Below are 25,522 nucleotides of genomic sequence, written 5' to 3' on the forward strand. Positions count from 1 at the left end.
AACAAAAGAAACTATTTACACTTAGCGAGTATCTCTTTTACTTCTGTTTTACAGCTTCCGCAGCCTAAACCTGCGCCTGTGTTTTTGCATAAATCGGTGAAATCGTTTACACCGCTTTTTATTGTTTCTTCTATATTTCCGGCTCCGACCTGACTACATGAGCAAACCAATTTTCCTAAAACAGGTTTTGCTGTTGAGCTTCCTCGAAGTAATAAATTTCGTTTGTCAGATAATTCGATTTTGCTTTCGATCATGGTTTTGAATTCGGCAAACTCGTTTTTATCGCCCATTAAAATCGCTCCGACCAAAAGATCATCTTTTACGATGCATTTTTTGTAATAGCGTTTTTTGAGATCCGAGAAAATAATTTCCTCGTAAGAATCGTCGTTTTCCGGAATTTCAATATCGCCAATACTACAAAGATTAATGTCTTCTAGTTTTAGGATATTCATTAAAATCGAACCTTTGTAATAACTGCTGATGTCACCCGCTAAAAAGTTCGCCAGAATATCAGCTTGTTCTTCGGCGGCAGAAGTGATTCCGAATAACTTATTATTGAATTCAGCTATTTCTCCAATCGCAAAAATATCTGGATTTGAGGTTTGTAAATACTGGTTTACTTTAACGCCTCGTCCGCAAGACAAACCGCTTTCTCGGGCAATTTCGATATTTGGAATTGTTCCGATTGTGTATACAATTGCATTTGCCGTAATGATTTTTCCGCTTTTTAAAGCAATTTCAATTTCGTTTGGATTATCAGTTTCAAAAACGGTACTAACTTCATTATCAAAGTAAATTTGAATATCACGAAGTTGTACTTCTTCGGCCAGAAGTTTGCTTGAAATCAAGTCCAATTGACGCTCCATTAAACGCGAAGCTCTTTGAACTATAGTGGTTTTTACTTTTTTATGTTTTAAAGCCGCAGCTAATTCCAAACCTAATAATCCACCGCCAATAATGACCACATGCTGTTCTTCTGGCGGAAGATTGGTGCTGTCCAAATGTTTTTTTAATCGATCAGCATCCTCTTTTTTTCTAACCGTAAATCGGCCAGGAAGATGTAACTGTGCATTTTCGGGAACGAAAGGACGGCTTCCGGTAGCTAAAATCAAGGAATCAAAAGTGTGAAATTGTCCTTCACTGTCGATGATTGTTTTTTGTTTTGGATCTAATTTCTCAATTGCAACTCCGGCTTTCATGGTAATTTTTAGTTTACTGAAAGCTTCGCCGTCTTTTACTTTTAAAAGTTGTTCCCAGCTAAATTCTCCCGTCATATATTCAGGAAGTAAAACGCGATTGTAAAACGGATTCATTTCATTTGAAAAAACGATAATCTCGTCGGTGGTATTGAATTCACGATAGTTCTGAATAAATCGGAATGAAGCCGCTCCGGCGCCAACAATAGCAATTTTCTGAAATGGTTTTACATATTTGGTAATCGAAACGGTTGTGTATTTAAAATCCGGTTCTTTTGAAACTGGATCAACAACAGTGTTCGTTAAATTATTCGTTCTGTTTAAATCATTTTCGAGCTGTTTTCCCCAATGCATTGGTAAGAAGAGCACTTTTTCTTTGATAGAATCTGTAACTTTTGCTTTTACACGAACTTCGCCGTTTTTACTGGTTACCGTAACAATATCTCCGTTTTTAATTTCATTTTTGTAAGCATCAATCGGATTTATTTCTAAAACCGGACTTGGTATATGGGTTAATAATCTCGATACTTTTCCTGTTTTGGTCATCGTATGCCATTGATCGCGAATTCTTCCTGTGGTTAAAATAAAAGGAAATTCGGCATTGGGTTGAACCGATGTATTTTCGATAGAAACAGGCAGATTGAAAATTGCTTTTCCAGATGGCGTATAGAATTTTTTGTCTGTAAATAATCTTGGAGTTCCCGGGTGTCCGTAATCAGGAACTGGCCACTGAAAAGTTCCTTCGGTTTTTAAACGATTATAATTTAAAAATGAAATATCAATATTGGTGTTTTTGGTGAGTGCGCAGTGTTCTTTATAAATTTCTTCGGCACTGTTGAAATTGAACCCGTTGAAATTCATTTTTTTAGCAAAGCGAATTAAAATTTCGATGTCCGGAAGTGCTTCGCCCGGCGCGTTAATTCCTTTGGGCAAATACGAAATACGACGCTCTGAATTGGTCATTGTTCCTTCTTTTTCCAGCCATCCGGCAGCCGGAAGTAACAGATCGGCAAATTTAGCTGTATCTGCATTATGCGAAATATCCTGAACGACAACGAATTTAGCATTTTGAAGTGCTTTTTCAATTCTTCTTGAATCGGGTAAACTCACTAAAGGATTGGTACAGATAATCCAAACGGCTTTCATTTTTCCGGATTCTAAGGCTTCAAACATTTCTGTTGCAGTTAACCCTGGTTTGTCTGAAATCTCGTCAACGCCCCAAAAATCAGCAACTTCTTTTCGGTGCGTAGGATTTGCTATGTCTTTGTGTGCAGCTAGAAGTGTTGCCATTCCGCCCACTTCGCGTCCACCCATTGCATTTGGTTGACCGGTAAGTGAAAAGGGTCCGGAACCTGGTTTTCCTACTTGTCCGGTTAATAAAGACAAATTTAATAAAGCGGTATTTTTATCTACGCCAACGGCACTTTGATTTAATCCCATTGCCCAAAGCGAAATAAATCCTTTGGCTTTTCCGATAATATCGGCAGCTAGTTTAATATCGTTTACCGAAATTCCGCAAAGTTTAGAAGCTTTTTCTAAAGAAGTGCCTAAAACTAAATCTTTATATTGTTTGAAATTCTCTGCATTGTTTTTTACAAAATCATGATCTACATGTCCTTTTTCTATAATGCGTCTGGCAATGGCGTGGTATAAAATAATGTCAGAGCCCGGAATAATTTGTAAATGTAAATCGGCGAAAGCTGCTGTATCGGTGCGTCTGGGATCAATTACAATTACTTTTATTTTCGGATTTTTCTCTTTGTGTTTTTCTAATCTTCTGAAAAGAATAGGGTGGCACCAGGCAGGATTTGCGCCTGTGATTAAAAAAGTATCCGCCAATTCGATATCATCGTAAGCAATTGGAACAGAATCTTCTCCGAAAGTCTTTTTATAACCGACAACGGCAGAACTCATGCAAAGTCTGGAATTGGTATCGATGTTGTTTGTTTTCAGAAAACCTTTTACCAATTTATTGACCAAATAATATTCCTCGGTTAAACATTGTCCTGAAATATAAAAACCAACACTGTCTGGTCCGTGTTTTTTTATGATGGATGAAAAAACAGCCGCTGCACGGTCAAGTGCGGTGTCCCAGCTTACGCGTTCGAGCGGGTAATTTTTGCTTCCGCGCATTTCAGGATATAAAATTCGGTCTGAAGTATCGTTAACTACGTAGTGCAAATTCATTCCTTTAGAACATAACATTCCTTTATTTACCGGATGATCTTTGTCGCCTTCAACCATTACACCATTTTTAGCATCGTTGGTTACGATTATTCCGCAGCCAACGCCACAATAGGAACAGGTAGTTTTGATTTTGGTACTTTGCATTATAGTTTGGTTTTGGATACTATTTTACTAAATGAGTTTTGATTTTAAATAAATCACGTACTTAACTCAAAACAAAAATAAGTATTATTTACGTATTAATACTTAATTTTTGAATTTATTTTTTTATTTTTGATGAAAAGAAATGAGGAACAACAAATACGTTTAATGCTGAAAAATTGAACTCATGAAAGAAGAACAAGCTATTTGTTATAGTTGCACTAATGAAAATTGTTTCATTAAAAAGCATCTGCATTTGGAGCAAATGAAACAATATGTTTTGAAGAAGCATAGTTTTGTTTGCAAAAAATCGCAGCAATTTATTACGGAAGGTGCGCCGTTGCAGGGACTTTATTTTATTTGTTCAGGAAAAGTAAAAACGGTAAAAACCGGAATTAACGGTCGTGAACAAATTGTGCGTTTAACTACAAATGGTGATACAATAGGTTTTCGCGGATTCGGAACGAGTAAACGTTATTTGATTGGTGCTTACGCGTTGGAGGATACTGTTTTGTGTAATTTCAGTAATGAAACCATGATGGAAATTTTACAGCACGTTCCCGAGTTTACCTATGCTTTAATGTTGTTTTATGCTGAAGAATTAAATAAAAGTGAAAACAATATTCGAAAAATTGCACATATGAATGTCCGCGAACGTGTGATTGATTTGCTGCTTTATATTCATCGAAAATTTGGGCAAATTAACGGTTTAATTGATATTGAGCTTTCGCGAAAGGAAATTGCAGATTTTGCCGGAACTACAGAAGAACAAGCAATTCGTATTTTATCAAGTCTAAAAAAAGAAGGATTGATCAAAGCAGAAGGAAAACGTGTTGGGATTTTGGGAATTTCAGAGTTGAGAACTGAAATTATGGAGCATAAATATTTTTAAGGTTCTAAGTTGCTAAGATTCTAAGAGGCTTAGGTTTTGCTGTGTATTCTTTAAGTACATTTATTGTAGAGACGCACTGCAGTGCGTCTCTACGTCGGGTGGGTTTTATTTTTTTCTTCCCACAAATCGAATTACAGAACCGGTTCCGTTATGGAATAAACCTTCACTGAGTTCGATTTCTTTTTCTTCCAGTTCGATGATTTCGTAGTTAGGAAAATCTGCTTTTATTTCTTCTATTGAAAATAAAGATTCGATGTCTTTTGGTCCGCCTACTTTTTCATTTTTGGTAACGTATTCCAAATGCTTTTTACTGAAAGCTTCAAAAATAATAATACCGTCTTTTCGTAAAAGTTTATCCAATTGTTTATGAATATCCGATTTTATTGCTGCCGGGAAATGCGCATAAATTAAAGCGATCACATCAAATTGTTCTTCATAAAAGTCTAAAACTTCTAATTCGCCAACTTGGTAATCAATCGAAACATTGTTGCTTTCTGCGAGGCGAAGTGCTTTGTTTCTGCCTTCTTCACTAATATCAAAAGCAGAAGCTTCCCAGCCTGATTTTGCTGCAAAAATGGCATTTCTTCCTTCGCCTTCTGCAGGGAAAAGAATGGTTCCGGTTTCTAGTTTTTCAATTTGTTGTTTTAGGTAATTGTTAGGTTCTTCGCCGTAAGCAAACTCTTCAGTTTTGTAACGGTCGTCCCATCTTTGAGTCCAGTTGTTCATTTAGTTTATATATTAAATTTGATTATTAAAGGTTTGTGATCGCTGTGCATCGTCCAGTCTTGATAATTTCCGATTTCGACATTTTCTAATCTTTCTATAAAATCATTTGAGGCAAAGCAATAATCAAGATGATACGGTTTGTTTTCATGGTGATACAGATACCAGGTCGGATGCTGTTCTTTACCTTGAATTTGATTGAAGTATTTATGATAGGTACTAAAAATATTTTTTTCTGCCAATTTATTTACTACTGTCGTATGATTTCCTTCTCTTCTCGGTTTATCCCAAATGGTATTGCTGTTGAAATCTCCAATTAAAATGGTTTTGTTTTCTTGGATTAAATTGTCATAATAATTAATTGCTTTCCAAACCTGAGTTACGTAAGCCCCATCTTTGTCTGATGGATTATTTGCCCAAACAGCAAATAAAGTAAAATCAATTTTTCCGCCAGTTACAGCAATTGGAAGAATGTTTTTAAAATCCGGATTATGACAATCCATTAACTGAAATCGATAATCACTATAAGAAAAAACGCCAAGTCCTTTATGCGGATTTGTTCCATACCAAAGAATATCTAAAGGTAATTTTGTGTTGTCCGGAAATTTGAGTTTATCAGGACTTTCACACTCAGAAATTACAGCAATATCAGGATTGAAAGCTTGAAGATACTGAGCTTTTTTTCTGAATGCCATGTTGCAATTCCAAGCGATGAGTTTCATATTTAATTGTCTTTTGAGAAATCAAATTAATTGAAAATGACTCATCAAATATACCTATTTAAAAGCAAAAAAACACCCTTTTTCAAAATGCGAAAAAGGGTGTTTTTAAAATTTTATATAGATGAAATTTCTATTTCTTATAAGTGAAAATTCTAGGATCTACAGAGATCATTAACCAAGCCCAGTTGTTAGAATGACTGGTATCTCCGCCTTTAACAATTTCCATAGTTTTTGAACCAAACATTTGAGAATAACCTCCGGAAAGCGTAATATTCTTTTTGAAATTATATCCAAATGTAGCATCAATCTCCGTTCCTAAATACGAATCCATTTTTTCATTTAGAGGTGTAACAACATCTGCAGCTGATAAGAATACATGCGGAATTAAAGCAAATTGCCATTTGTTTACATTGTAATTCAGTTTAATGAAAGCGTCTTGTAAACCAACATTTTTTAAGTGGTTTCCAACATAAAAATAATCCATGTAACCATTGAATCCGTGGTTGGTTCCGAAAATAGGGTTAAATGATTTTATTACTGTACTTCCGTCATTAGAATCTTTTCCAGATAAGAATTCATAACCTAAACCAGCTTTAAAACTATCAGTAATATTGTATCCAAAATTTGCTGCGATATTATAGGCACTAACTTGTAAATCGGTGCTTTTTCCGGTTTGTCCGTAGAGCCAGAAGTTAGTATCGATTTTACCTTTTTTATAAGTTAAATAAGGTCCGAAGGTTTGTGTATAATCGACCAATAATTTATTAGCAAGATTAGTATATTCGTAACCTGTATTAAGTGCTAAAAAGCTTAAACCAAAATCGCTGTTGAATTGATTGTGGTACCATGCATATTGCATTGCTTTATAATTAGCAACGGTGTAAGGTGTCTGTACAACGTTTTCTGCATTTGAATTATAGGCACCTCCAAAATCTAATTTTTGTTTTTCGCTATGGTAAGAAACAGTTAAGGCATCATGGCTTTGACCTTGTTGTGCCCAGTCCATTTCACCTAGAATACGCTGGTTGTCATAAGAAAGAACCTGACGCCCCATTCTGGCACTCCATTTTTCTGTGAAGTTATATTGTGCCCAGGCTTCAAAAACGGCAACACCATTTTTATCGGCAGTTGTTGCGGGAGCTACATCGCCCCAGGTTCTGGTGTTTTGAAAAGTTAATTTTACAATAAAATCGTCTTGTTTGTAGTTGAAATTTAAACGCGAACGTTGTGAAATTTGCGATGTACCTTCCTGGCCATAAAGTAAAGGTTGTTTGTAGCCATTTCTGTATTCAAATCGAGGCCTTATTTGCAGATTTACATCTAATTCCTGTGCCTGAAGTTCAAAGCTGATTCCGACAAGTAATAAAATAATTAATTTCAGTTTATTCATGATTCATGGTTTTAATTATGAGGCAAATTTATAAGATTTTTTCCTTTAAAAATGTGATTAAAATCATATTGTTGTTATTTATTGTGCATCCAGTGCTAAAACCAATTCAGGTTGTTTTTTTGGTGCCATTTTTAAAATAGTATAGTGCATCCAAACCAGACAAATAGTTGAAAACAGGAGAATAAAAATCCATGAGCTTGACCAGATTCCGGTTGCAGTAAGTAAATATCCGAAAATAATTGGGCCAAAGAAACCTCCTAAACCGCCAATCATTCCAACCATTCCACCTACAACACCAACTTCTGTAGGGAAGTATTCCGGAATATGTTTGTAAACCGCTGCTTTTCCAATTCCCCATGAGATTCCGATCAGAATTACTAAAATCAGGAATACCCACATATTGGCGTCAAATTTTATAACGGTTACACCTTTTGCGATCAATTCTTTTTTTGCCACATTTTGATTGTTTGCTACAACCACATCCTGCCAGCTTGAAGTTGTTGGAAAAATGGTGTTTTCGCTTGAGTTTATTTTCTTTTGCGCAATTGGATATTCTTTGTCTCCAACTTTTACGGTTTTATCACTAATTTGATTTACAACTCCTTTTTTAGCCGCTAATATTCCCGGCCCCGAAGTCATAATTTCCATTTTTGGAATTGCTAATAAAGCACTTAAAACAACGGAAGAACTCAATACCCAATACATAACTTTTCGGGCTCCGAACTTATCAGATAAATATCCTCCAAAAGCTCTGATTACACCAGAAGGCAAGCTGAACATGGTTGCAAATAAACCGCCCATAACTAAACTCGTTTGGTAAACATTCATAAAGTTTGGTAACAACCATTGAGAATACGCGACAAAGCATCCGAAAACTAAGAAATAATAAGCTCCAAAGCGCCAAACTCTTTCTGATTTAAGCGGTGTAAGCATTTGGGAAATAGTTTTGGTATTGTTTTCTAATTTTTTGTTTTTAGCGAAAATTAAAAAGGCAATGCCAATTACAACTAAAGAAACAGCATAAATTACAGGAAGTATTTTCCATCCATTTTGCGGATCGTTTATTGAAAAATGATTTAATAAGGAAGGAGCTAAGAATGTAGTAATTGCGGCTCCGGCATTTCCCATTCCGAAGATTCCTAATGCGCGCCCTTGCCATTCTTTTGGATACCAGATAGAAGTGTAGCCAATTCCGACTGCAAAACTAGTGCCGACCATTCCGAAGAAGAAACTAAGTACAGCAAACATAAAAAAGCTGTCAGCGTAGGGAAGGAGGAATAACGGAATTGAACTGAGTAATAATAAAAGAGAGAAAACATATTTTCCGCCAAATTTATCTGTTAAGATTCCAATTGGCAAGCGCATTATAGATCCTGTCAAAATCGGAATTCCAAGAAGCCATCCAACCTGAATAACATCCCAGTGGAAAATTCCGTTATCGACTAGAAAGGTTACTAAAACCCCATTTAAAGTCCAACAGGCAAAACACACTGTAAAAGCCAATGTGTTCAAAAATAAAATTTTGTGTGATTGCGATAGTGAGTTTGTATTTTTCATAGTACTTATATTTTTATGTAAAAATAAGTACAACAACTTAGTTAAAACCTGCTAAAACGCAGTTTTTGAAAAATAATTACGTATTTATACGTATTTTTTAAATCAATGAATACTCAGCCGCTTTATTAGAAAGTTCCATTAAGTTTTTTACTTTCAGTTTTTTCATCAGGTTAAATCGGTGCACTTCGGCAGTTCGTTTACTGATATCAAGAGCTTCGGCGATTTCTTTATTTCCTTTTCCAGATAATAAAAGAGTAAGAATTTCTTTTTCTCTTTTGGTAATCATCATTTCTTCGCCTAAAGTTTGTTTAGGTTCTAATGATGTTGCTGAATTTGTAAGTTGACCAATTAAAATAGAAGAAATATCGCCACTGAAATATTTTCCTCCAGCAGAAACGATATGTAGTGCTTTCAAGAATTCTTCTTTGCTTGAACCTTTAAGTAAATAACCATCGGCTCCGGCTTTGATAGATTTTAAGACATATTCTTCTGATTCGTGCATCGAAAGCATAATGATTTTTACGTTGTTACCTTCGCTTCTAAGTTTTTCTACTACCTCGATACCGGTTAAGTTTGGCATACGAATATCTACTATAAGTAAATCAGGTTTAGTTGCTGCAACAACTTCCAGCGCATCTGCACCGTCAATTGCTTCGCCTGCAACCTCGATGTTTGCTTCGTTTTCTAATAAAGATTTGATTCCGTCTCTAACAAAAACATGGTCATCTGCCAGCACTACACGAATGATATTACTCATAGTTTACTTAATTTTGATTCTGGATTTTTACGTATATTCATCTAAAAAGAAGACGCTAATATACGTACTTTTTTAAAAATAAATTCCAAATTCCAAGATTAAAAAATCATTAGAAAAAGAGGCAATTTCAATAGCAATGACAATGTCAATTCGAAATCGTAAAAGTCAAACGTTTGTCAGGCTGAGCGAAGTCGAAGCCCATGCAAAGAGACTTCACAATCTTTGTCGATTTATTGTGCGGTCCTTCGACTTCGCTCAGGAAGACAATAGAAGTGTTTCAACTTTGTCAAATTTTGAAATTTTGACAAAGTTTTTACCCCTCTAGTTTGTCATCTCGACGAAGGAGAGATCGCACGCGGGATTCTACAAAGATTGGTGATTTAGATTGCGGAGTTCCTTGTGAAGATCTGCTTCGCCTGTTCGCTATCGCTCGGGTCTCCTTCGTCGAGATGACAAGATTGTGTTGAGTTTATACTCAACTTTGTCAAAGTTTGGTTTTCAATTGCCTCCAGCTTTAGCTGGAGGTTTTGTAGATGAATTAAAGGGCTTTAGCCAAATGCATAAGTTTGGCTAAAGCCCTTTTTAGGACTTATTTTAGATACCTCCAGCTAAAGCTGGAGGCAATTGATTGTTTTTTTTACTTATTTAAGTACGGATAAATTCTAAACTTCTTCTGAAACCGTTTACCCGCGAGAGGGATAGGAGCTGGCTACCGAAGTAGCGCGGATAGCCCGACAGCATCCCGATAAGAGGGCGAATAAAGATAACGTATATTAGCCCTCTTATTGGGATGGTGGCTCACCATTATTAATTAGATAATTAGAGAATGTGTCAATTAGAAAATTATTTGACCACCCAGTTTGTCATCCTGAGGAACGAAGGATCTCACGCGGAATTTGACACAGATTTGCGGTTTCCTTTGCGGAATTTTTAGTGTGATCTCTCCTTCGTCGAGATGACAAAAGTGCGCAAAATTGGAATTTGGAATTTTAAAAATTTGGAATTTATTTTAGAATCGGAATATTAAAAGTAATCCTCGTTCCTTCACCTGGAATGGAGTTCATGAAAACGCGACCATTAATGTATTGGATTCTTTCTTTCATGAATAAAAGTCCCATTCCCGATTCGCTGTTTCGTTTTTTGTCGACTGAATTAACGTCAAAACCTTTTCCGTTGTCGTCTACGATGATGCTTAAAAGTGTTTCGCTGTGAGAAAGTTGCACAATAATATGCGACGATTCAGCGTATTTTATGGCGTTGTTGATGGCTTCTTGCGTCAAGCGATAAATATTGATTTCGATTAACGAGTCTAAGCGCTGGTCAAAATCGGTTTTGTTGTAGAAGAGAATTTCTTTTCCGGTTAATTTGGAAAGTTCCTGTGTTAGTTTTGAAAGCGATGAAACGATTCCATGATCGCTTAATTCCGGAGGCATCAGGTTGAAAGTTGCTGTACGAACCCCTTTGATAATATCCAAAGAAAGTTTCTTTAAGTACTCAATTTTTTGTTCTGATTTTTCTCTGTCATCGAGATTGATGCTTTCTAAACTGAATTTTAAACCCGTTAGCATTTGACCAATTCCATCGTGAATTTCTTTGGCGATTCGGTTTTGTTCGTTTTCTTGATTTTCAACAATTTTGCTCGAAATAATCTTCTGTTGATTGATTTTTTCTGTTGTATTTTCAAGGTTTAAACGTTCGACTTCGCGCTGTGCTTTTTTACGTTCTGTAATGTTGAAACAAACGATTAAAAGTTCGAGCTCATCTTTTTTGATCATTACAGGAACCATCGATAAATCGAGCCAGATTTCTTTTTCATCTTTGTTTAAAATCTTCATTTCACCCTGCCATCCGCTTCGCTGCTTTTCGAAAATTAAGCGATCAAAATTGACTTGTTCTTTTTCATCAGTTGTAAGTACTTCTGAGAATTTTTTATTAGATGAAAACTTGGTGTAATTTAAAAGTTTAGCAAATTTTTCTCCAATATGAATAATCGAACCGTCTGGTGAAATTCGACAATACAACAAAGTGTTTTCCATCGCATAATTAAGCGATTTTAATTCTTTTACCGAGTTTTCTTTGATTTCGCTTATGATTTCAGTGTCGTAAGCGAGTTTTAAAGCTTTCTTTTCTGAAGATAAAAGTTTGGCAATTAGCTTTTCTATTTTCTTATTGGTTGGTTTGAAAATGAAGAAGAATTCTAAAAGCAATACGAGTAATGTGAAACCAAAAATCCAGTATTCTATTCGGCGTTGTTCTGTTACTTTTTCGTGTGCTTCAAGATCGTATTGTGTTACGATTTGATTCATTTTAGAAAGGAAAATGCCTTCGTTTTCTAAAATTATCTGAACCAGTTTTTGATTTTCAGAAGTATGTTTTTTTTGCTGTAAATTCAGCAGAAATAAATCCGTTGTTTCCGCAATTTTACTAAAAATCGGATTTATTTCAAGATATAATCTATTGAGTGTTTCGCTTTTTTCTTTTGGAAAAGCGAGACTGTCATTTCCGTTTTCGAGCGCATTTTGGTTTTTTTTCCACAGCGCTAGAACTTCTTCTAAATGCGAAGTTTTTTTGGCTGTAGCCGAATCTGAAACGTAATGTAAAATCAGAACTTCTTTGACGATTTTCTGGCTCAGCATTCTTTGCTTACCGGAAAAATTAATGATTTTAGAATCGCTTAATTGCTGATTCAGATTGTACTGCACTAGAAACTGACTTATAATTATGGTTAAGGCAATAGTAAGAAGCGCAAAAAAATACAGTCGTCGTAAATTTTTGAAAGTGATTTTTTCTGCAGCTTCCTGATTGCTTTTCTTCATATTTTATTTACAATCCTAAAGAAGCTTTTATTAGGTTTAAATTTTCTTCGGAATAATTGATTTTTAAAGCTTCCTGATGTCCTTTCTCAGACATTTTATCCCAGGTTTTTTTGATGATGTTTTTCAGCTTTTCTTCATCGTGTTTCTGAACGAAAGGCTCTAAGTAATAGTCTAAAAAGACCAGACAAATGACATCTTCAAGTAATTGCGTTTCGGCATCTTTTTTTAGTAATTTCTTTTCAATTAAAAACGAAACGCGATCAATGAAAGTTTGTTCGTAACCTGCTTTTTCTAAAATTGTTGCAGTAGTTTTTGCGTGGAATTTTTTCAGTTCTTCTCTCCATTTCAAATAGCCAACACGATCCATAGGATAAGATTCGCGGGCTACTTTCCATCTGCAAATATGCTGTGCTTTTGAGGCAATCTGAACTTCTTCTGAAGCGTTTGGTTCAAACTGTAAAAGTTTTTCGTACATCCTGTTTGAATATAGTAATTCTTTTGGATATTCGGTGTTTTGATCTAATTCGATGTTCGGATCCTGTGCGTTTTCGGCATCAATCCATTCACTTGCTTTTTGAAAAGGTGTATTCATTTTTTTGGTTAGGTGATAGATTTCAAAGATAGGGAATTAAAGTTTTTTTTCGCCACGAATTCACGAATCATTGTTTTGTTTTTTGCCGCATATTAAAGTTTTTTAGCCACGAATTCACGAATTAAAGCGAATTATATTAGTGAAATTAATGACACAAATTGAACACAATGATTCGTGAATTCGTGGCAGAAAAAGAGTTTTTACACAAAGAATCACTCCAGTTTTGTCATTTCGACGAAGGAGAAATCTCCGCAAGTAGCTCCATAAAGTAAGGTGTCAATCTTTGTAGAGTTTCTCGTGGAGATTTCTCCTTCGTCGAAGATGACAAGATTGTGTGAACTTAGTCTATGAAACCAACAAAAACCTCATTTTCAACAATTTTAATCGGGTAGGTTGCAATGCTGTATTCTTCACCGTTTAGGTTTGAGCCGTCAACAAGAGAAAATGTTTTTTTATGCATTGGGCAGGCAATTTTCGGAATTTCGTCTGCAGAACCCGTCATTCCTCTTGAAAGTACCATTTCCATTTTATGCGGGCAAGCGTTTTGGCAAGCGTACCATTCGTTACGGCGCGCAAAATTGAAAATCGCGATTTGTTTGTTTTTGTATTTAATGCAGCCGCCGCGGTTGGTTGGAAAATCTTCTACTTTACCTGCTTTGAACCAAATTGTTGCATCACTTGCGTGTACAGTTTCGTATTGACTTAAGATTTCTTCCATTTTGATTAAGTTTTTTATTCCTGTTTCTTAGCCCTCTTTTTACAATCATGAGAGTTATGATGGCGCAGTAAAAAAGAGGGTAAGAAGGACAGCAAACGTTTAATGATTTTTTTTTCTTTTTTTGGAGCTTAATTTTTTAAACACATAGAGACATAGATTTTTTTGTTTGAGAAAAAGAAAATTAAAAGAAACTAGTTTCTAAAACATAGCTATGTGATTGTATGTAAGTGAAACGACTTTTGTTAAGTCTTCAAAATCTATGATTCTATGTGTTTAAATATTTTTTATGACCATGCTTTTGGCATTTTTTGATCTCTTAGTGGTACAAAAGCAATGTTATCATCTTTCTCTTCAGAGTTAACAAAATGGCTAAAGCGTTTTAATAATCTTGGTTTTTCCAGTACTTGTTTCCATTCGCATTCAAAAGTGTTTACCATCGTTTGCATTTCGGCTTCAAGAGTTTCGCAGATTCCTAAGCTGTCTTCGATAATTACTTCTTTTAGATAGTCTAAACCGCCGTCTAGTTTTTCTAACCAGGTTGAAGTTCTAATCAGCGGACCAGCCGTACGGATGTAATACATTAAGAAACGATCCATGTATTTGATTACAGTTTCTTTGTCGATTTTCTCAGCCAATAAAACAGCGTGTTTTGGATTTGCTCCGCCATTTCCTGCGATGTATAAATTCCAACCGCCTTCAACAGCGATTAATCCGAAATCTTTTCCGCGGGCTTCGGCGCATTCGCGAATGCAGGCAGAAACTCCACCTTTTAGTTTATGAGGAGAACGAATTCCTTTGTATCTGTTTTCTAATTCGATAGCAAATCCGGCGCTGTCATCCATTCCGTAACGGCACCAGGCGTTTCCAACACAGCTTTTTACAGCACGAAGTGATTTTCCGTAAGCGTGACCGCTTTCAAAACCATTATCAATTAAAACTTTCCAGATTTTTGGCAAATCACTTAAGTGCGCTCCAAATAAATCAACTCTTTGTGCTCCGGTAATTTTAGTGTACAAATCGAATTGTTTGGCTACCTCACCAATTACAATTAATTTCTCAGCCGTAATTTCTCCTCCTGCAACTCTTGGAACAACAGAATAAGTTCCGTTTCGCTGAATATTAGCCAAAAATCTATCGTTTGTATCTTGCGTAGTTACGTGTTTATTAGCAGTGTCATTATAAATACTAGAGAAAATTGAAGCTACAACAGGTTTACAAACTTCGCATCCATCACCTTTTCCGTGATGATCGAGAACATCGTAGAAATTCTCGTATTTATTGATTTTTACCAAATCGAATAATTCCTGACGTGTATAACTAAAATGTTCGCAGATGACTTCTTTTACTTCTTTTCCTAAAGATTTCTGAGTTGCTTTTACTAAATCTGAAACCATTGGTTTACAACCTCCACAACCAGAAGTTGCTTTTGTTGCTTTAACTACATCTGGAAGTGTAGCACAAGATTCGTCCAGGATTTTACAACATATCGCACCTTTAGTAACATTTTCGCAAGAACAGATTACAGCAGTGTCCGGCAAATCCATTACGCTTCCAAGGGAAGAACCTTCAGAACCATCTCGAGAGCCTAAAATAAGATCTTCCGGATTTTTAGGCAAAGCCATTGCGTTATTGTAAATCTGAAAAAGGGAATTGTAATCGCTGGAATCACCAACTAAAATTCCGCCAAGAAGTGTTTTTGAATCTTTTGTAACGTTGATTCTTTTGTAAACTCCGCTTAATTTATTCTCATAAATAATAGCAGTTACTTCTTCATTTTCGATAAAAGGATCACCAAAACTCGCAACTTCAACACCAATTAATTTCAATTGTGTTGACATATCGATGGTTTCTCTCATGGTTTTATCACCATTTAAGATTTGCTCAGCAGCAACATCGGCCATTTCGTAACCTGGCGCAACAAGTCCGTAAATGTTATGATTATAAAGTGCTGCTTCACCTATGGCAAAAATAGAAGGATCTGATGTCTGCATTTGATTGTTTACCACAATTCCGCCTCTTACGCCCACTTCAAGTCCTGAAACTCTTGCTAGTTCGTCGCGAGGTTTAATTCCGGCAGATATAACCAACATGTCTACTTTTAACAATTCGTCGTTAGCAAACATCATTCCCGTTATACTTTCTTTTCCGTCAATATATTGCGTTGCTTTGTTAAGATGAATTCCGATATTTAATTCTTCGATTTTTGACTGAAGCATATCGCTTGCGCCCTGATCCAGTTGTCTTGGCATCAAACGTGGAGCGAATTCCACAACATGCGGATTCAATCCTAAATCACGAACTGCTTTTGCAGCTTCAAGTCCTAATAAACCACCTCCTAAAACAGCGGCTTCTGTAGCGCCTTTTTGTTTTATTTTTTTAGCGAAAGCCATGATTGCATCAAGATCTTCGATGGTTCTGTATACAAAAACACCTTCTTTTTCTACGCCTTCAATTGGTGGGACAAAAGCAGAAGAGCCGGTTGCTAAAACTAAGTAGTCGTACGTATGTGTTTTGCCTAAATGTGTATGTATTGTTTTCTCATCACGATTAATATCTGTAATTAATTCAGATGTGTTTAGAATAATATTGTTTTCTGAATACCAGTTAGTTGTTGATAATGATAAATCATCTGCTGTTTTTCCTCCAAAGTATTCACTTAAGTGAACACGATCGTAGGCGCGTCTTGGCTCTTCGCCAAATACAGTTACCTGATACTTTTCCTGTCCTGATTTTGCAACAAACTTTTCGCAAAATTTATAACCAACCATGCCGTTTCCAACTACTATTACTCTAATCATGATTTCTTTAATTAAGTATTACTACGCAAATATAAGTATTTATACTTATTTATATACGTAAATTATTTATTTTTTATCTAAGCAATAGATTTTTGTTTCTAAGTATTTTGCTTAATCTTTTACGTAGTGCGGGTTTGGAATGAATTTGGTGGTCTTCAATTTTTTTAAATTTGAAAAGATTCTAAATAAGCGTTTCAAAAAAATATCGTAAATTCATAAGAATTTTATAGTGTTTTTTCTAGTGAAGAACATTTTTAAACAGAAATCTTATGAAAAAAATACTTTTAATATTGTTGTTGTCTGTTTGGGCAACAGGCTGTAAATCTGTTGCAGGTAAGGATTCTGGGGGAACATCATCCGGAAGTTCTACCGAAGAAGATTTAAAATATTATTTTAAAGCAACAGGAAACGAACCTTTTTGGGGAATCAAAATAGGGAATGAGCAAATTGTTTTTACATCATTAATAACAGGGAAAGAGAATATCATTTTTCCGGCTGTTGAACCGATTAAGGCGATGGATGCGAATGTAAGAATGTATAAAGTGAGTAACGAAACGGCTTCAGGAACTATTACGATTCAGCAATTGGATTGTCAGGATTCGATGTCCGGAGTGATTTCTCCTTATAGTGTAAAGGTTGAGATTAAAAACAATTCGGAATTACAAGCAGAAAAACTAAATGGCTGCGGAAAATATTTGACGGATTATCGACTTCATGATATTTGGGTTCTGGAAGAATTAAATGGCTACAAGGTTTTTGTAACCGATTTTCAAAAGGAATTTCCACGTATTGAAATTAATGCAGCCGAAAATAGATTTATGGGATATGGCGGTTGTAACTCTGTAACCGGACAAATCTTTTTTGAGAAAGATCTTTTGCGTTTCACTAAAGTAGTTTCAACTTTAATGGCTTGTCCCTCCGGAAATAAAGAAGGGGAATTTTTAAAAGCATTGCAAAGCGCTACAAAATACTCTATTGAGAATAATAGATTGACGTTATCTAATCCTTCTGCTAAGCTTTTAGTTTTTAGAAAAGTCGATTAATTCCTGAATTCTAAAAATGTCTTATAATAGTTTAAAAATGACGTCTAGTAATATATGTTGATATTAAGTCCGGGATATTTTTGTAAAATAAAACTTATAATATTTATTTTACATGAAAAGGATTTTAGTGCTATTTATTGCAGTAGCGATAACCTACAGTTGCAAATCGAGTAAAACTGGGAATTCTGTTACAGCAACCGAAAACTCAATTGAAAAGAAATTACAACAAACCTGGATTTTAGAAAACTTAAACGGAAAAGTAATTACTGAAAAAGATTTTTCAAGCTTTCCAAAGATCCAGATGTCTTCATCTAGTTTTTCAGGTTCAACAGGGTGTAATGCAATAAAAGGAAGTTTGGTGTCAAAAGATGCAGGTAAACTTCAGTTTCCAAATCTTACAGCAGAAACTAAAAAATGCGAAGCAAAAAAAGAAGGCGAATTTTTACAGTTGCTAAGAACAACATCCGGGTATTCTATTGCAAATAATAAGCTTACGCTTATCAATCAATTTGGACCAACTATGACTTTTAAAAAAGGTAATTAATTCAAAAAAGGCTTCAACATTGTTGAAGCCTTTTGTTTTTCAGGTTACTATATTTATTCTGTTAGTTCCTTTGGATCTTCGTTTTCCTCTCCTTCTATAAAATCCAATTCTAAAGCTCTTACACTCTGAACCGCATTTCCTGCAATGCCACGAATTGAGCCGTACATTCCTAATGTATTGTGAACTACTTTTTCAATTTGTTTTTCGCGTTGTTTCCAAATTCTCTGCATGGCTCTTTTTTCAGAATCCAAGTCGCTTTGCATTTGAGTAAAGCCTTCTACAATTCCTTCAATTTGTAAACGGAATTCATTGCTTGTGAGGAAGTCATATAACATCGACATTTTATCTCCTTTATTTTCCTGTGCCTGAACTGCCTGACTTACCTGAATTAAAGATTGACGCAAAACAGCGCTTAAACCTTTAAATTCTTCGTAGGTGCAAATCCAGATTCCGTCGCGCATTCCCATTCTTTCCATTCCGGAAGGCATAACTTCGGTAACTAAAACACCAATATTGGCTCTTTTGGTTCTAATATCATTTTTAAATTTTTCGATCCAGGTTGGTTGAAAAGCTTTTGTTCTTTTACTTTCGTAGTAAATAGAACCACAGTTCTGCAATTCGCGTGTGTTTACAATCTGAAGACAGTCTGCACCATTTGCACCTTTTTTAATTTCATCGATGCTGTCAAGAGGGAAATTATTTGCAAGCCATTCTTCAATTGCCAATTCCATAACTTCTCCCTGCAATTGCATAGAACCTTGTTCCTGCTTGCGCTTCATTTCTTCAATCAGCTTTTTCTGATCGTCAGATTGCTTTTGGTATTCTTTTATTTTAAGCTCGTTTTTTTCTTCTTCCTGTTTACGAATTTTATCTCTCTCAAGAACTAAAGTAGCATTAAGTTGCTTTTGGGCTTCGGCTTCGATTGCTTCTTTCATTTCCAGTTTTTCACGCTGTAGTTTTGCAATTTCACCTTCCATTTTATTTAGTTCACGAATCTTTTCCGATTTTTCAGAGAGTTCTTTCTCCATCAATAAGAGACGATCTTTATTTTCTTCCTCTAATTTGGCTTTTAGCTTTTCAGATATCTCTTTTTCTGCTGCTTTTTTCTCTTTTTCAAGACGTTCAATAAAAAGCTCATTTTCTTGTTTCTTCTTTACTTCAAATTCAGCTTTGGCTTTTTCAAATTGTTCATTTTTAAGTTCCAGTTCTTTATTTTGAAGATTCGCTTTTTGTTGAAATTCCTTACGGATACTATCTTCCAATTGATGTTTTAAAACATCATTAACGTCGATAGGAGTTCCGCAATTCGGGCACTGAATTGATGATTGTTCAGCCATTTTTTGTTGATTTTATTAGATGCAATTATAATTTGCTAAGATATTTAAAAGTTCTGTTTTTACGATGTGGATTACTGTACTAAATTGTAACGATTTTTTATTATAGCCACGAATTGCTTCGCCTATTCGCTATCGCTCGGGTCACGAATTTTTTTTTCACGCAGATTTTAAATGATCTATACAGATTTCACAGATTTTTTCGCATAGTTTGTCATTTCGACGAAGGAGAAATCCTCGCGAGAAACTCTACAAAGATTGGATTCTCTGTGCGGAGTTACTTGTGGAGATTTCTCCTTCGTCGAAATGACAAAAAAACTCATCGTTTTTTCGCTAACAAAAAATCAACAGCAGCTTGCGTGATTTCTGAATGATCTTCTTTTGAAGTAATTAATGAAACATTGGTAAATAAATTAACCTTCTTCAATTCAATAAAACCAATTTCAGGATCCTGATTGTTTTTTGCAATATTCGATGGAACAATCGAAACGCCTAAACCGTTTTTAACCAATTGTACTATCGAATTAATATTGTTTGCTTCGTGGATAATCTGTGGCGTAAAACCATAAAAGGCGCAAAGCTCTAATAGTACTTCATGATAATGCGGAGCGTAATCTTTATTGAAGAATATAAAAGTTTCCTCTTTTAGTTTTAAAATCTCATTTTCCGATTTTATTTGAATCGTTTTTTTATTGTAAACCAACGAAAATCCATCTTTAAACCATAAGTGTGATTTTATTTTGGGCGAATGTATGGGCGATCTGATGATTCCCATTTCAATTTTACCTTGTTCTAAAGCATCAATTTGTTTTGTGGTTGAAATTTCGAATAGTTTGAAATTGACGTATGGAAACTGTGCTTTCAGATGTTTTATCAGATCGGAAATAACAGAGGAATTAATCGAACTGATATAAGCGATTCTGAATTCGCCGGAAATGTTTTCTGCAATCTTTTTTGTTTGCAGAGAAATACGTTCCATATGCTGAAAAATTTCTCTAACTTCTTTCTCAAAATATTTTCCGGCTTCCGTAAGTTCAACTTTTTTATTATTTCTAATGAAAAGCTTTGCATGAATTTCTTCTTCTAATTCTGCAATTTGCCTACTTAATGGCGGTTGAGAAATAAAGAGTTTTTCTGCGGCTTTGGTAAAGTTCAGTTCTTCGGCTACAGCCAGAAAATATTTTAAGTGACGTAATTCCATGATACTTTTAAAGTATTATTAATTGATAAAAATAGTATTTTTAAAGTATTTATGAAAGAGGTAGTTTTGAAATATAAAAATAAACCTCTCGCAGATTTAAGCAGATTCAGCAGATTATTAATTTAGATAAATCATCTTAATCATAATAATTTCCCGATCATATAATAGCAAAAAGATTCACTTTATCTGCCCGATCTGCGAGAGAATAAAAGAAGCAAAAAACAAATGCCATGAAAAAATCAACTATCACAGAGATCAAAGAACGATTTGACAATGATGTCGAACGATTTTCAAATTTAGAGACAGGACAAGTCGCAACTATCGATGCTACAATTTCTTTAGAATTAATTACCGAAGCTTCAAAACGAATTGTTCCAAATGCTAAAAACGTTTTGGATGTTGGCTGTGGAGTAGGGAATTATACTTTAATGATGTTGTCTAAAGTGCCGAACTTAAATTGCACTTTGGTCGATTTGAGTTTGCCAATGCTGGATCGTGCTTTTGAAAGAGTTGCAAACGAAACAAATGGAAAAGTAGAGATAAAACAAGGCGATATACGGGAAGTAGATTTAGAAGAAAACAGTTTTGATATTATTTTGGCAGGCGCGGTTTTGCATCATTTGAGAGATGATCAGGATTGGGAAACGACTTTTGAAAAAATGTTTAAATTATTGAAGCCAGGCGGTTGTTTTATGATTTCTGATTTGATTACTCAGGATACTGAATTATTAAATGAATACACCTGGCAGCGTTATGGTGATTATTTAGAAGGAATAGGAGGGGCCGAGTATCGCCAGAAAGTTTTGGATTATATTGAAAAAGAAGATTCTCCGAGATCTATGAATTACCAATTGGATTTGATGAAAAAAGTAGGTTTTTCAAAAGTTGAAATTTTGCATAAAAACATGTGTTTTGGTGCTTTTGGAGCAATAAAGTGATGTTTTTAATTATATAGGATTTTTAAGATAAAGCGGTCTTTACAGACCGCTTTTATTATGCTTTAGGTTTAATGTAAAGGTTTGAAAGTAGCTAATATATAATTATTTTACAATAATATAATATCAATTACTTGCAGGTTAGTTAAATAGTTTTATGAAAAAAAGTGTTTCATATAAAATTTAATAAAAGATAGTGAAAAACGAAATCTTTTAACAGAATTTATATGGACTGACAAAACAACTAATCTAAAAAACTATTATTTTGAAAAAAAACTATTTTTTTACTGCAGTTTTTCTGCTGCATTGTTGTGTGATCTTTGCACAGAACCAAACGGGATGTGGAACCCGATTATCTCAAAAGGAGGAAGCTGCTTTTGTGAAATCACTATCAAAAATTAAAACATGGAAAAAAGCGAGTACAAGTAAAATGACTTCAGCTCCTTATATTATTCCGGTGGTATTTCACATTCTCGCTGACGGTACTAATATTAATAATGCTTTTACAAAAGAGCAAATGAAATGCAGAATTGATGATGCATTAGTTACCGTAAACAAAGATTTTAATGGGTTGTTTCCGGAATATGCTACAACAGATCCGCGTTTCAATAGTGTTAAAAGTAAACTGAATATTCAGTTTGTTCTGGCAACTGTTGATCCGGATGGAAATCCGTTAGAAATTCCAGGTTTAGACTGGCATCCAGAAGCGCATATTGTGGATGGTTACGACAATAAGATTTTTGATTATATATGGTTTGGTAAAAACAACAGATATTATCTTGATGTTTTGGTGGTTGATGAGCCAAATACCGGACAAGGATCTCTTGGTTCTGGGCATGCCTTTTTACCTATTCAGGATGCAATTCCGCGTGTTGCCTATAACCACAGATATATTGGAAGTACATGTGGATCTCACGCCAGCGCTACTTTTGCAAAAGTGATGACGCATGAATTTGGTCATTATTTTGGTTTAAAACATACTTTCCAGGATGATTGTGATCCTGTAAATGATGGAATGGCAGATACTCCTCCAACAAAAATGGCCGAAGGTTGTGCCAGAAATGTATTAAACAGCTGTGGCGTTTATCCGAATGCAGAAAATCATATGGATTATAATACAGACTGCCAGAATATGTTTACCAAAGATCAGACTAATGCAATGACATATTGGCTTGATGATACTTCTGTAGCAAGTTACCCGCGTGGGGTTTTATGGCAGGATAGTAATCTTGTGGCGGTTGGAATAATTAAATCTTCTCCTATTGCCGATTTTAATTCTAGTACAACATCAATATGTTCCGGTAAATCAATTGTTTTTAAAGATCGTTCTTTAGGTTTACCTGATTCCCGCGTTTGGACATTTGAAGGTGGTTCTCCGGCTACTTCTACAGATTTAAGTCCAACAGTTGTTTACAATACTTCAGGAAAATTTAAAGTAACATTAGAAGTAACCAATTCTCTGGGAACAAGTACAAAACAGCTTATAAATTATATTGAAGTAGATCAAAAAGCTACAACAAATCTGGTTGAAAGTTTTACAGGTGTTTTTCCTCCTTTGGGATGGGAAATTACAAATCCTGATAATGGATTGGCATGGGAAAAACGAAAAGGTATTGGACATAATGATACTTCCTGTATGATTATGAATAATGCCGATAATGCGGTATCAGGAGCTTTAGATTATATTCGTTTGCCCTATTTTGATTTGACTGCGGGACAAAACAGTCAATTGTTTTTTGATGTTGCTTATACCAAATTTGATGATGTAAGTCCTGATGTTTTAAAAGTACAGGTTTCTACAGATTGCGGACAGAACTGGACTGATGTTTATTCTAAGACACATACTGTTTTACAGACGACTCAAGTGCCTACAGCTTTGGCAAATAATTGGATTCCGACTACAGATGCCAACTGGAGAAAAGAAGTTGTAGATCTTACTGCATATCAGGGAAATAATAATGTCTCTATTCGTTTTGCAAATGTTTCGGGTTACGGAACCAGAATCTGGATCGATAACGTAAATGTTGCCGTTACTCAAGCTGCAACTCCTGTTTCTGATTTTGCTTCAAATGTTAGAGGTACAAGATGTACAAGTATTGTAGTTCCTTTTTTAGATGTTTCAACAGGAAATCCTACTTCATGGAACTGGTCGTTTCCAGGCGGAATACCTTCTAGTTCTACAGAGAAAAATCCGGTAGTAACATATGTTTCTCCTGGATCTTATGCGGTAACACTTTCTACTACAAATGCAAATGGTGCAGGAACAACAGTTACCAAAAATAATTTTATAACAATTGTAAATCCTGATAAGGTTTCTTATACAGAAGGTTTTGAGAATTCGTTTCCTCCTGCAGAGTGGGAAATCGTTAATCCGGATAATAAATTAACTTGGGAAAAAAGAGCTAATGTTGGTCACAATTCTTCTTCCTGTATGATAATGAATAATGCAGATAATGATAAAGTAGGCGCAATTGACGAAATAATTTTAAAACCGGTTGATTTATCTGTTGGTGTAACTGATTTTTCTTTTGATGTTGCTTACGCTAAATTTGATGCCGTAAGTCCTGACGTTCTTGAAATTCTGGCATCAAAAGATTGTGGAGTTACCTGGGAAAGTGTTTATTTAAAAACACATATGCAATTGGAAACATTTGTAAGTACAGATCCAAATAATTGGGTTCCGAGTACAGATTCACATTGGAGAACAGAAAGAGTTTTATTGTCACAATTTAAAGGTTCGTCGAATGTATTATTTAAATTTAAAAACACTTCAGGTTATGGATCAAGAATATGGATTGATAATATCAAATTTACTTTTGATAGTAAAGCAACTCCAATTTCAGAATTTGTAATAGAAAGCGATAGAATTTGCAGCGATTTGCCAATTGCATTTAAAGATAATTCAACAGGAGAACCAACTTCATGGAACTGGTCATTTCCGGGGGGAACACCTGCTAATTCTACAAGTAAAACACCTGCTGTAATCTATAATACGCCGGGAACTTATAATGTAACTTTAACTGCTTCCAATTCATACGGAACCGGATCTGTTATGCAAAAAACAGGTGTAGTGGTTGTAAAAAGTAAAAATAGTGTTCCGTTTTTAGAAAATTTTGAAGGAAGTTTTCCTGTTCAGGACTGGGAAGTTATTAATCCTGACGATGATGCTATTGCATGGGAGAAACGTTCTGATGCTGGTAAGGGAGATTTGTCTTGTCTAGTAATTAATAATGCCGATAATCCTACTGGGAAGATTGATGAGTTGATTTTAAAATCAATGGATTTTTCTTCTTCTGCAACTCCATTTTTGTACTTCGACTTGGCTTATACACAATATTTAAATGCGGTTGATCCGACTCCGGCTCCGGATAAAATAGATATATTGGTGTCTTCAGATTGTGGAGTAACTTGGACAAATGTATATTCTAAAAATCAAATACAATTACAGACTGTTTCACCGGCAATTCAGGATGATCCTGCAACAACTGCTGCTAATGAAACCAACGATTGGATTCCGACTCAGAATTCGGATTGGAGAACTGAAAAGATTGATTTAGGTATTGTAAAAAATCAAAAGAATGTTTTGGTTAAGTTTAAAAACACATCAGGATATGGAACCCGTATTTGGTTTGATAATTTAAAAATTGATAATGGACCGAATTTAGGAGTAGCAAAATCGAACAAAGTAATTAATTTAGAGGGAGTTCAGGTTTATCCAAATCCGTCTGAGAATGTGTTTTACTTATTAACTCCGGGTTCTACAGATAATTATACAGTTACAGTTCACAATGCAGCCGGAAAAATGATTTATACAGAAACGTTTAAAGGAGAAGCTAATACAGATAAAGCGATTAATTTATCCGGAAAAGCACGAGGAGTATATTTTCTTAATGTAACATCTTCGGGAAAGAAAACTTATAATCAGAAAATTATAAAAAAATAATTTTAGAATAATTGAAAAAGAGAGACTGTATCT

The 25,522-nt window shown here is 35.0% G+C and carries 17 protein-coding genes; 5 read left to right on the plus strand and 12 right to left on the minus strand.

What is annotated here, in order from left to right:
* Nucleotides 1-11 precede the first annotated feature (11 nt).
* Nucleotides 12-3,527, minus strand: a complete 3,516-nt coding sequence (locus KHA98_RS12410) for a nitrate reductase (protein ID WP_213258248.1) — start codon at nt 3,525-3,527, stop codon at nt 12-14.
* Between the two features lie 184 nt (nt 3,528-3,711).
* On the opposite strand from KHA98_RS12410, the gene KHA98_RS12415 reads away from it, so the two are divergent.
* Nucleotides 3,712-4,416 (plus strand): Crp/Fnr family transcriptional regulator, encoded by a 705-nt coding sequence (locus tag KHA98_RS12415; protein ID WP_213258249.1) that lies wholly within the window; start codon nt 3,712-3,714, stop codon nt 4,414-4,416.
* 105 nt (nt 4,417-4,521) lie between these two features.
* Here the strand turns inward: KHA98_RS12415 and KHA98_RS12420 are convergent, their stop codons facing one another.
* The 9 genes from KHA98_RS12420 to nirB all read right to left on the minus strand — a co-directional run bounded on the left by KHA98_RS12420 (nt 4,522) and on the right by nirB (nt 16,489).
* Nucleotides 4,522-5,142, minus strand: a complete 621-nt coding sequence (locus KHA98_RS12420) for a class I SAM-dependent methyltransferase (RefSeq protein WP_213258250.1) — start codon at nt 5,140-5,142, stop codon at nt 4,522-4,524.
* A 5-nt stretch (nt 5,143-5,147) separates the two neighbouring features.
* Nucleotides 5,148-5,861, minus strand: coding sequence for an exonuclease/endonuclease/phosphatase family protein (locus tag KHA98_RS12425; RefSeq protein ID WP_213258251.1), 714 nt, complete (start codon nt 5,859-5,861; stop codon nt 5,148-5,150).
* Nucleotides 5,862-5,991: 130 nt separating this feature from the next.
* Entirely contained in the window at nt 5,992-7,251 is a 1,260-nt protein-coding gene (locus tag KHA98_RS12430) for an alginate export family protein (RefSeq protein WP_213258252.1), read from the minus strand.
* A gap of 78 nt (nt 7,252-7,329) precedes the next feature.
* Nucleotides 7,330-8,808: an MFS transporter gene (locus tag KHA98_RS12435; RefSeq protein WP_213258253.1), complete on the minus strand. Its 1,479-nt coding sequence runs from the start codon at nt 8,806-8,808 to the stop codon at nt 7,330-7,332.
* 97 nt (nt 8,809-8,905) lie between these two features.
* Nucleotides 8,906-9,565 (minus strand): response regulator transcription factor, encoded by a 660-nt coding sequence (locus KHA98_RS12440; RefSeq protein WP_213258254.1) that lies wholly within the window; start codon nt 9,563-9,565, stop codon nt 8,906-8,908.
* A gap of 1,004 nt (nt 9,566-10,569) precedes the next feature.
* The gene (locus KHA98_RS12445; protein ID WP_213258255.1) at nt 10,570-12,381 is read right to left on the minus strand and encodes a PAS domain-containing sensor histidine kinase; all 1,812 of its coding nucleotides are present in this window, start codon (nt 12,379-12,381) and stop codon (nt 10,570-10,572) included.
* A gap of 7 nt (nt 12,382-12,388) precedes the next feature.
* Nucleotides 12,389-12,973, minus strand: coding sequence for a DUF4202 domain-containing protein (locus KHA98_RS12450; protein WP_213258256.1), 585 nt, complete (start codon nt 12,971-12,973; stop codon nt 12,389-12,391).
* 340 nt (nt 12,974-13,313) lie between these two features.
* Nucleotides 13,314-13,691: a nitrite reductase small subunit NirD gene (nirD, locus tag KHA98_RS12455; RefSeq protein ID WP_213258257.1), complete on the minus strand. Its 378-nt coding sequence runs from the start codon at nt 13,689-13,691 to the stop codon at nt 13,314-13,316.
* A 284-nt stretch (nt 13,692-13,975) separates the two neighbouring features.
* Nucleotides 13,976-16,489 carry a nitrite reductase large subunit NirB gene (nirB, locus tag KHA98_RS12460; RefSeq protein ID WP_213258258.1) on the minus strand — a complete coding sequence of 838 codons (2,514 nt, stop codon included), beginning with the start codon at nt 16,487-16,489 and terminating at the stop codon, nt 13,976-13,978.
* A gap of 269 nt (nt 16,490-16,758) precedes the next feature.
* Between nirB and KHA98_RS12465 the strand changes: the two genes are divergently transcribed.
* Together KHA98_RS12465 and KHA98_RS12470 are read left to right on the plus strand one after the other, a co-directional pair.
* Nucleotides 16,759-17,532 (plus strand): META domain-containing protein, encoded by a 774-nt coding sequence (locus KHA98_RS12465; RefSeq protein WP_213258259.1) that lies wholly within the window; start codon nt 16,759-16,761, stop codon nt 17,530-17,532.
* 112 nt (nt 17,533-17,644) lie between these two features.
* Nucleotides 17,645-18,076 (plus strand): META domain-containing protein, encoded by a 432-nt coding sequence (locus tag KHA98_RS12470; RefSeq protein WP_213258260.1) that lies wholly within the window; start codon nt 17,645-17,647, stop codon nt 18,074-18,076.
* A 53-nt stretch (nt 18,077-18,129) separates the two neighbouring features.
* Here KHA98_RS12470 and KHA98_RS12475 read toward each other — a convergent pair whose 3' ends face one another.
* Together KHA98_RS12475 and KHA98_RS12480 are read right to left on the minus strand one after the other, a co-directional pair.
* Nucleotides 18,130-19,413: a DUF2130 domain-containing protein gene (locus KHA98_RS12475; RefSeq protein WP_213258261.1), complete on the minus strand. Its 1,284-nt coding sequence runs from the start codon at nt 19,411-19,413 to the stop codon at nt 18,130-18,132.
* 316 nt (nt 19,414-19,729) lie between these two features.
* Nucleotides 19,730-20,611, minus strand: coding sequence for a LysR family transcriptional regulator (locus KHA98_RS12480; RefSeq protein WP_213258262.1), 882 nt, complete (start codon nt 20,609-20,611; stop codon nt 19,730-19,732).
* A gap of 230 nt (nt 20,612-20,841) precedes the next feature.
* Between KHA98_RS12480 and KHA98_RS12485 the strand changes: the two genes are divergently transcribed.
* The gene (locus tag KHA98_RS12485; RefSeq protein WP_213258263.1) at nt 20,842-21,549 is read left to right on the plus strand and encodes a class I SAM-dependent methyltransferase; all 708 of its coding nucleotides are present in this window, start codon (nt 20,842-20,844) and stop codon (nt 21,547-21,549) included.
* Between the two features lie 262 nt (nt 21,550-21,811).
* Nucleotides 21,812-25,489: a PKD domain-containing protein gene (locus tag KHA98_RS12490; RefSeq protein ID WP_213258264.1), complete on the plus strand. Its 3,678-nt coding sequence runs from the start codon at nt 21,812-21,814 to the stop codon at nt 25,487-25,489.
* Nucleotides 25,490-25,522 lie beyond the last annotated feature (33 nt).

The organism is Flavobacterium branchiicola, from assembly GCF_018383905.1.
Lineage (GTDB): Bacteria > Bacteroidota > Bacteroidia > Flavobacteriales > Flavobacteriaceae > Flavobacterium > Flavobacterium branchiicola.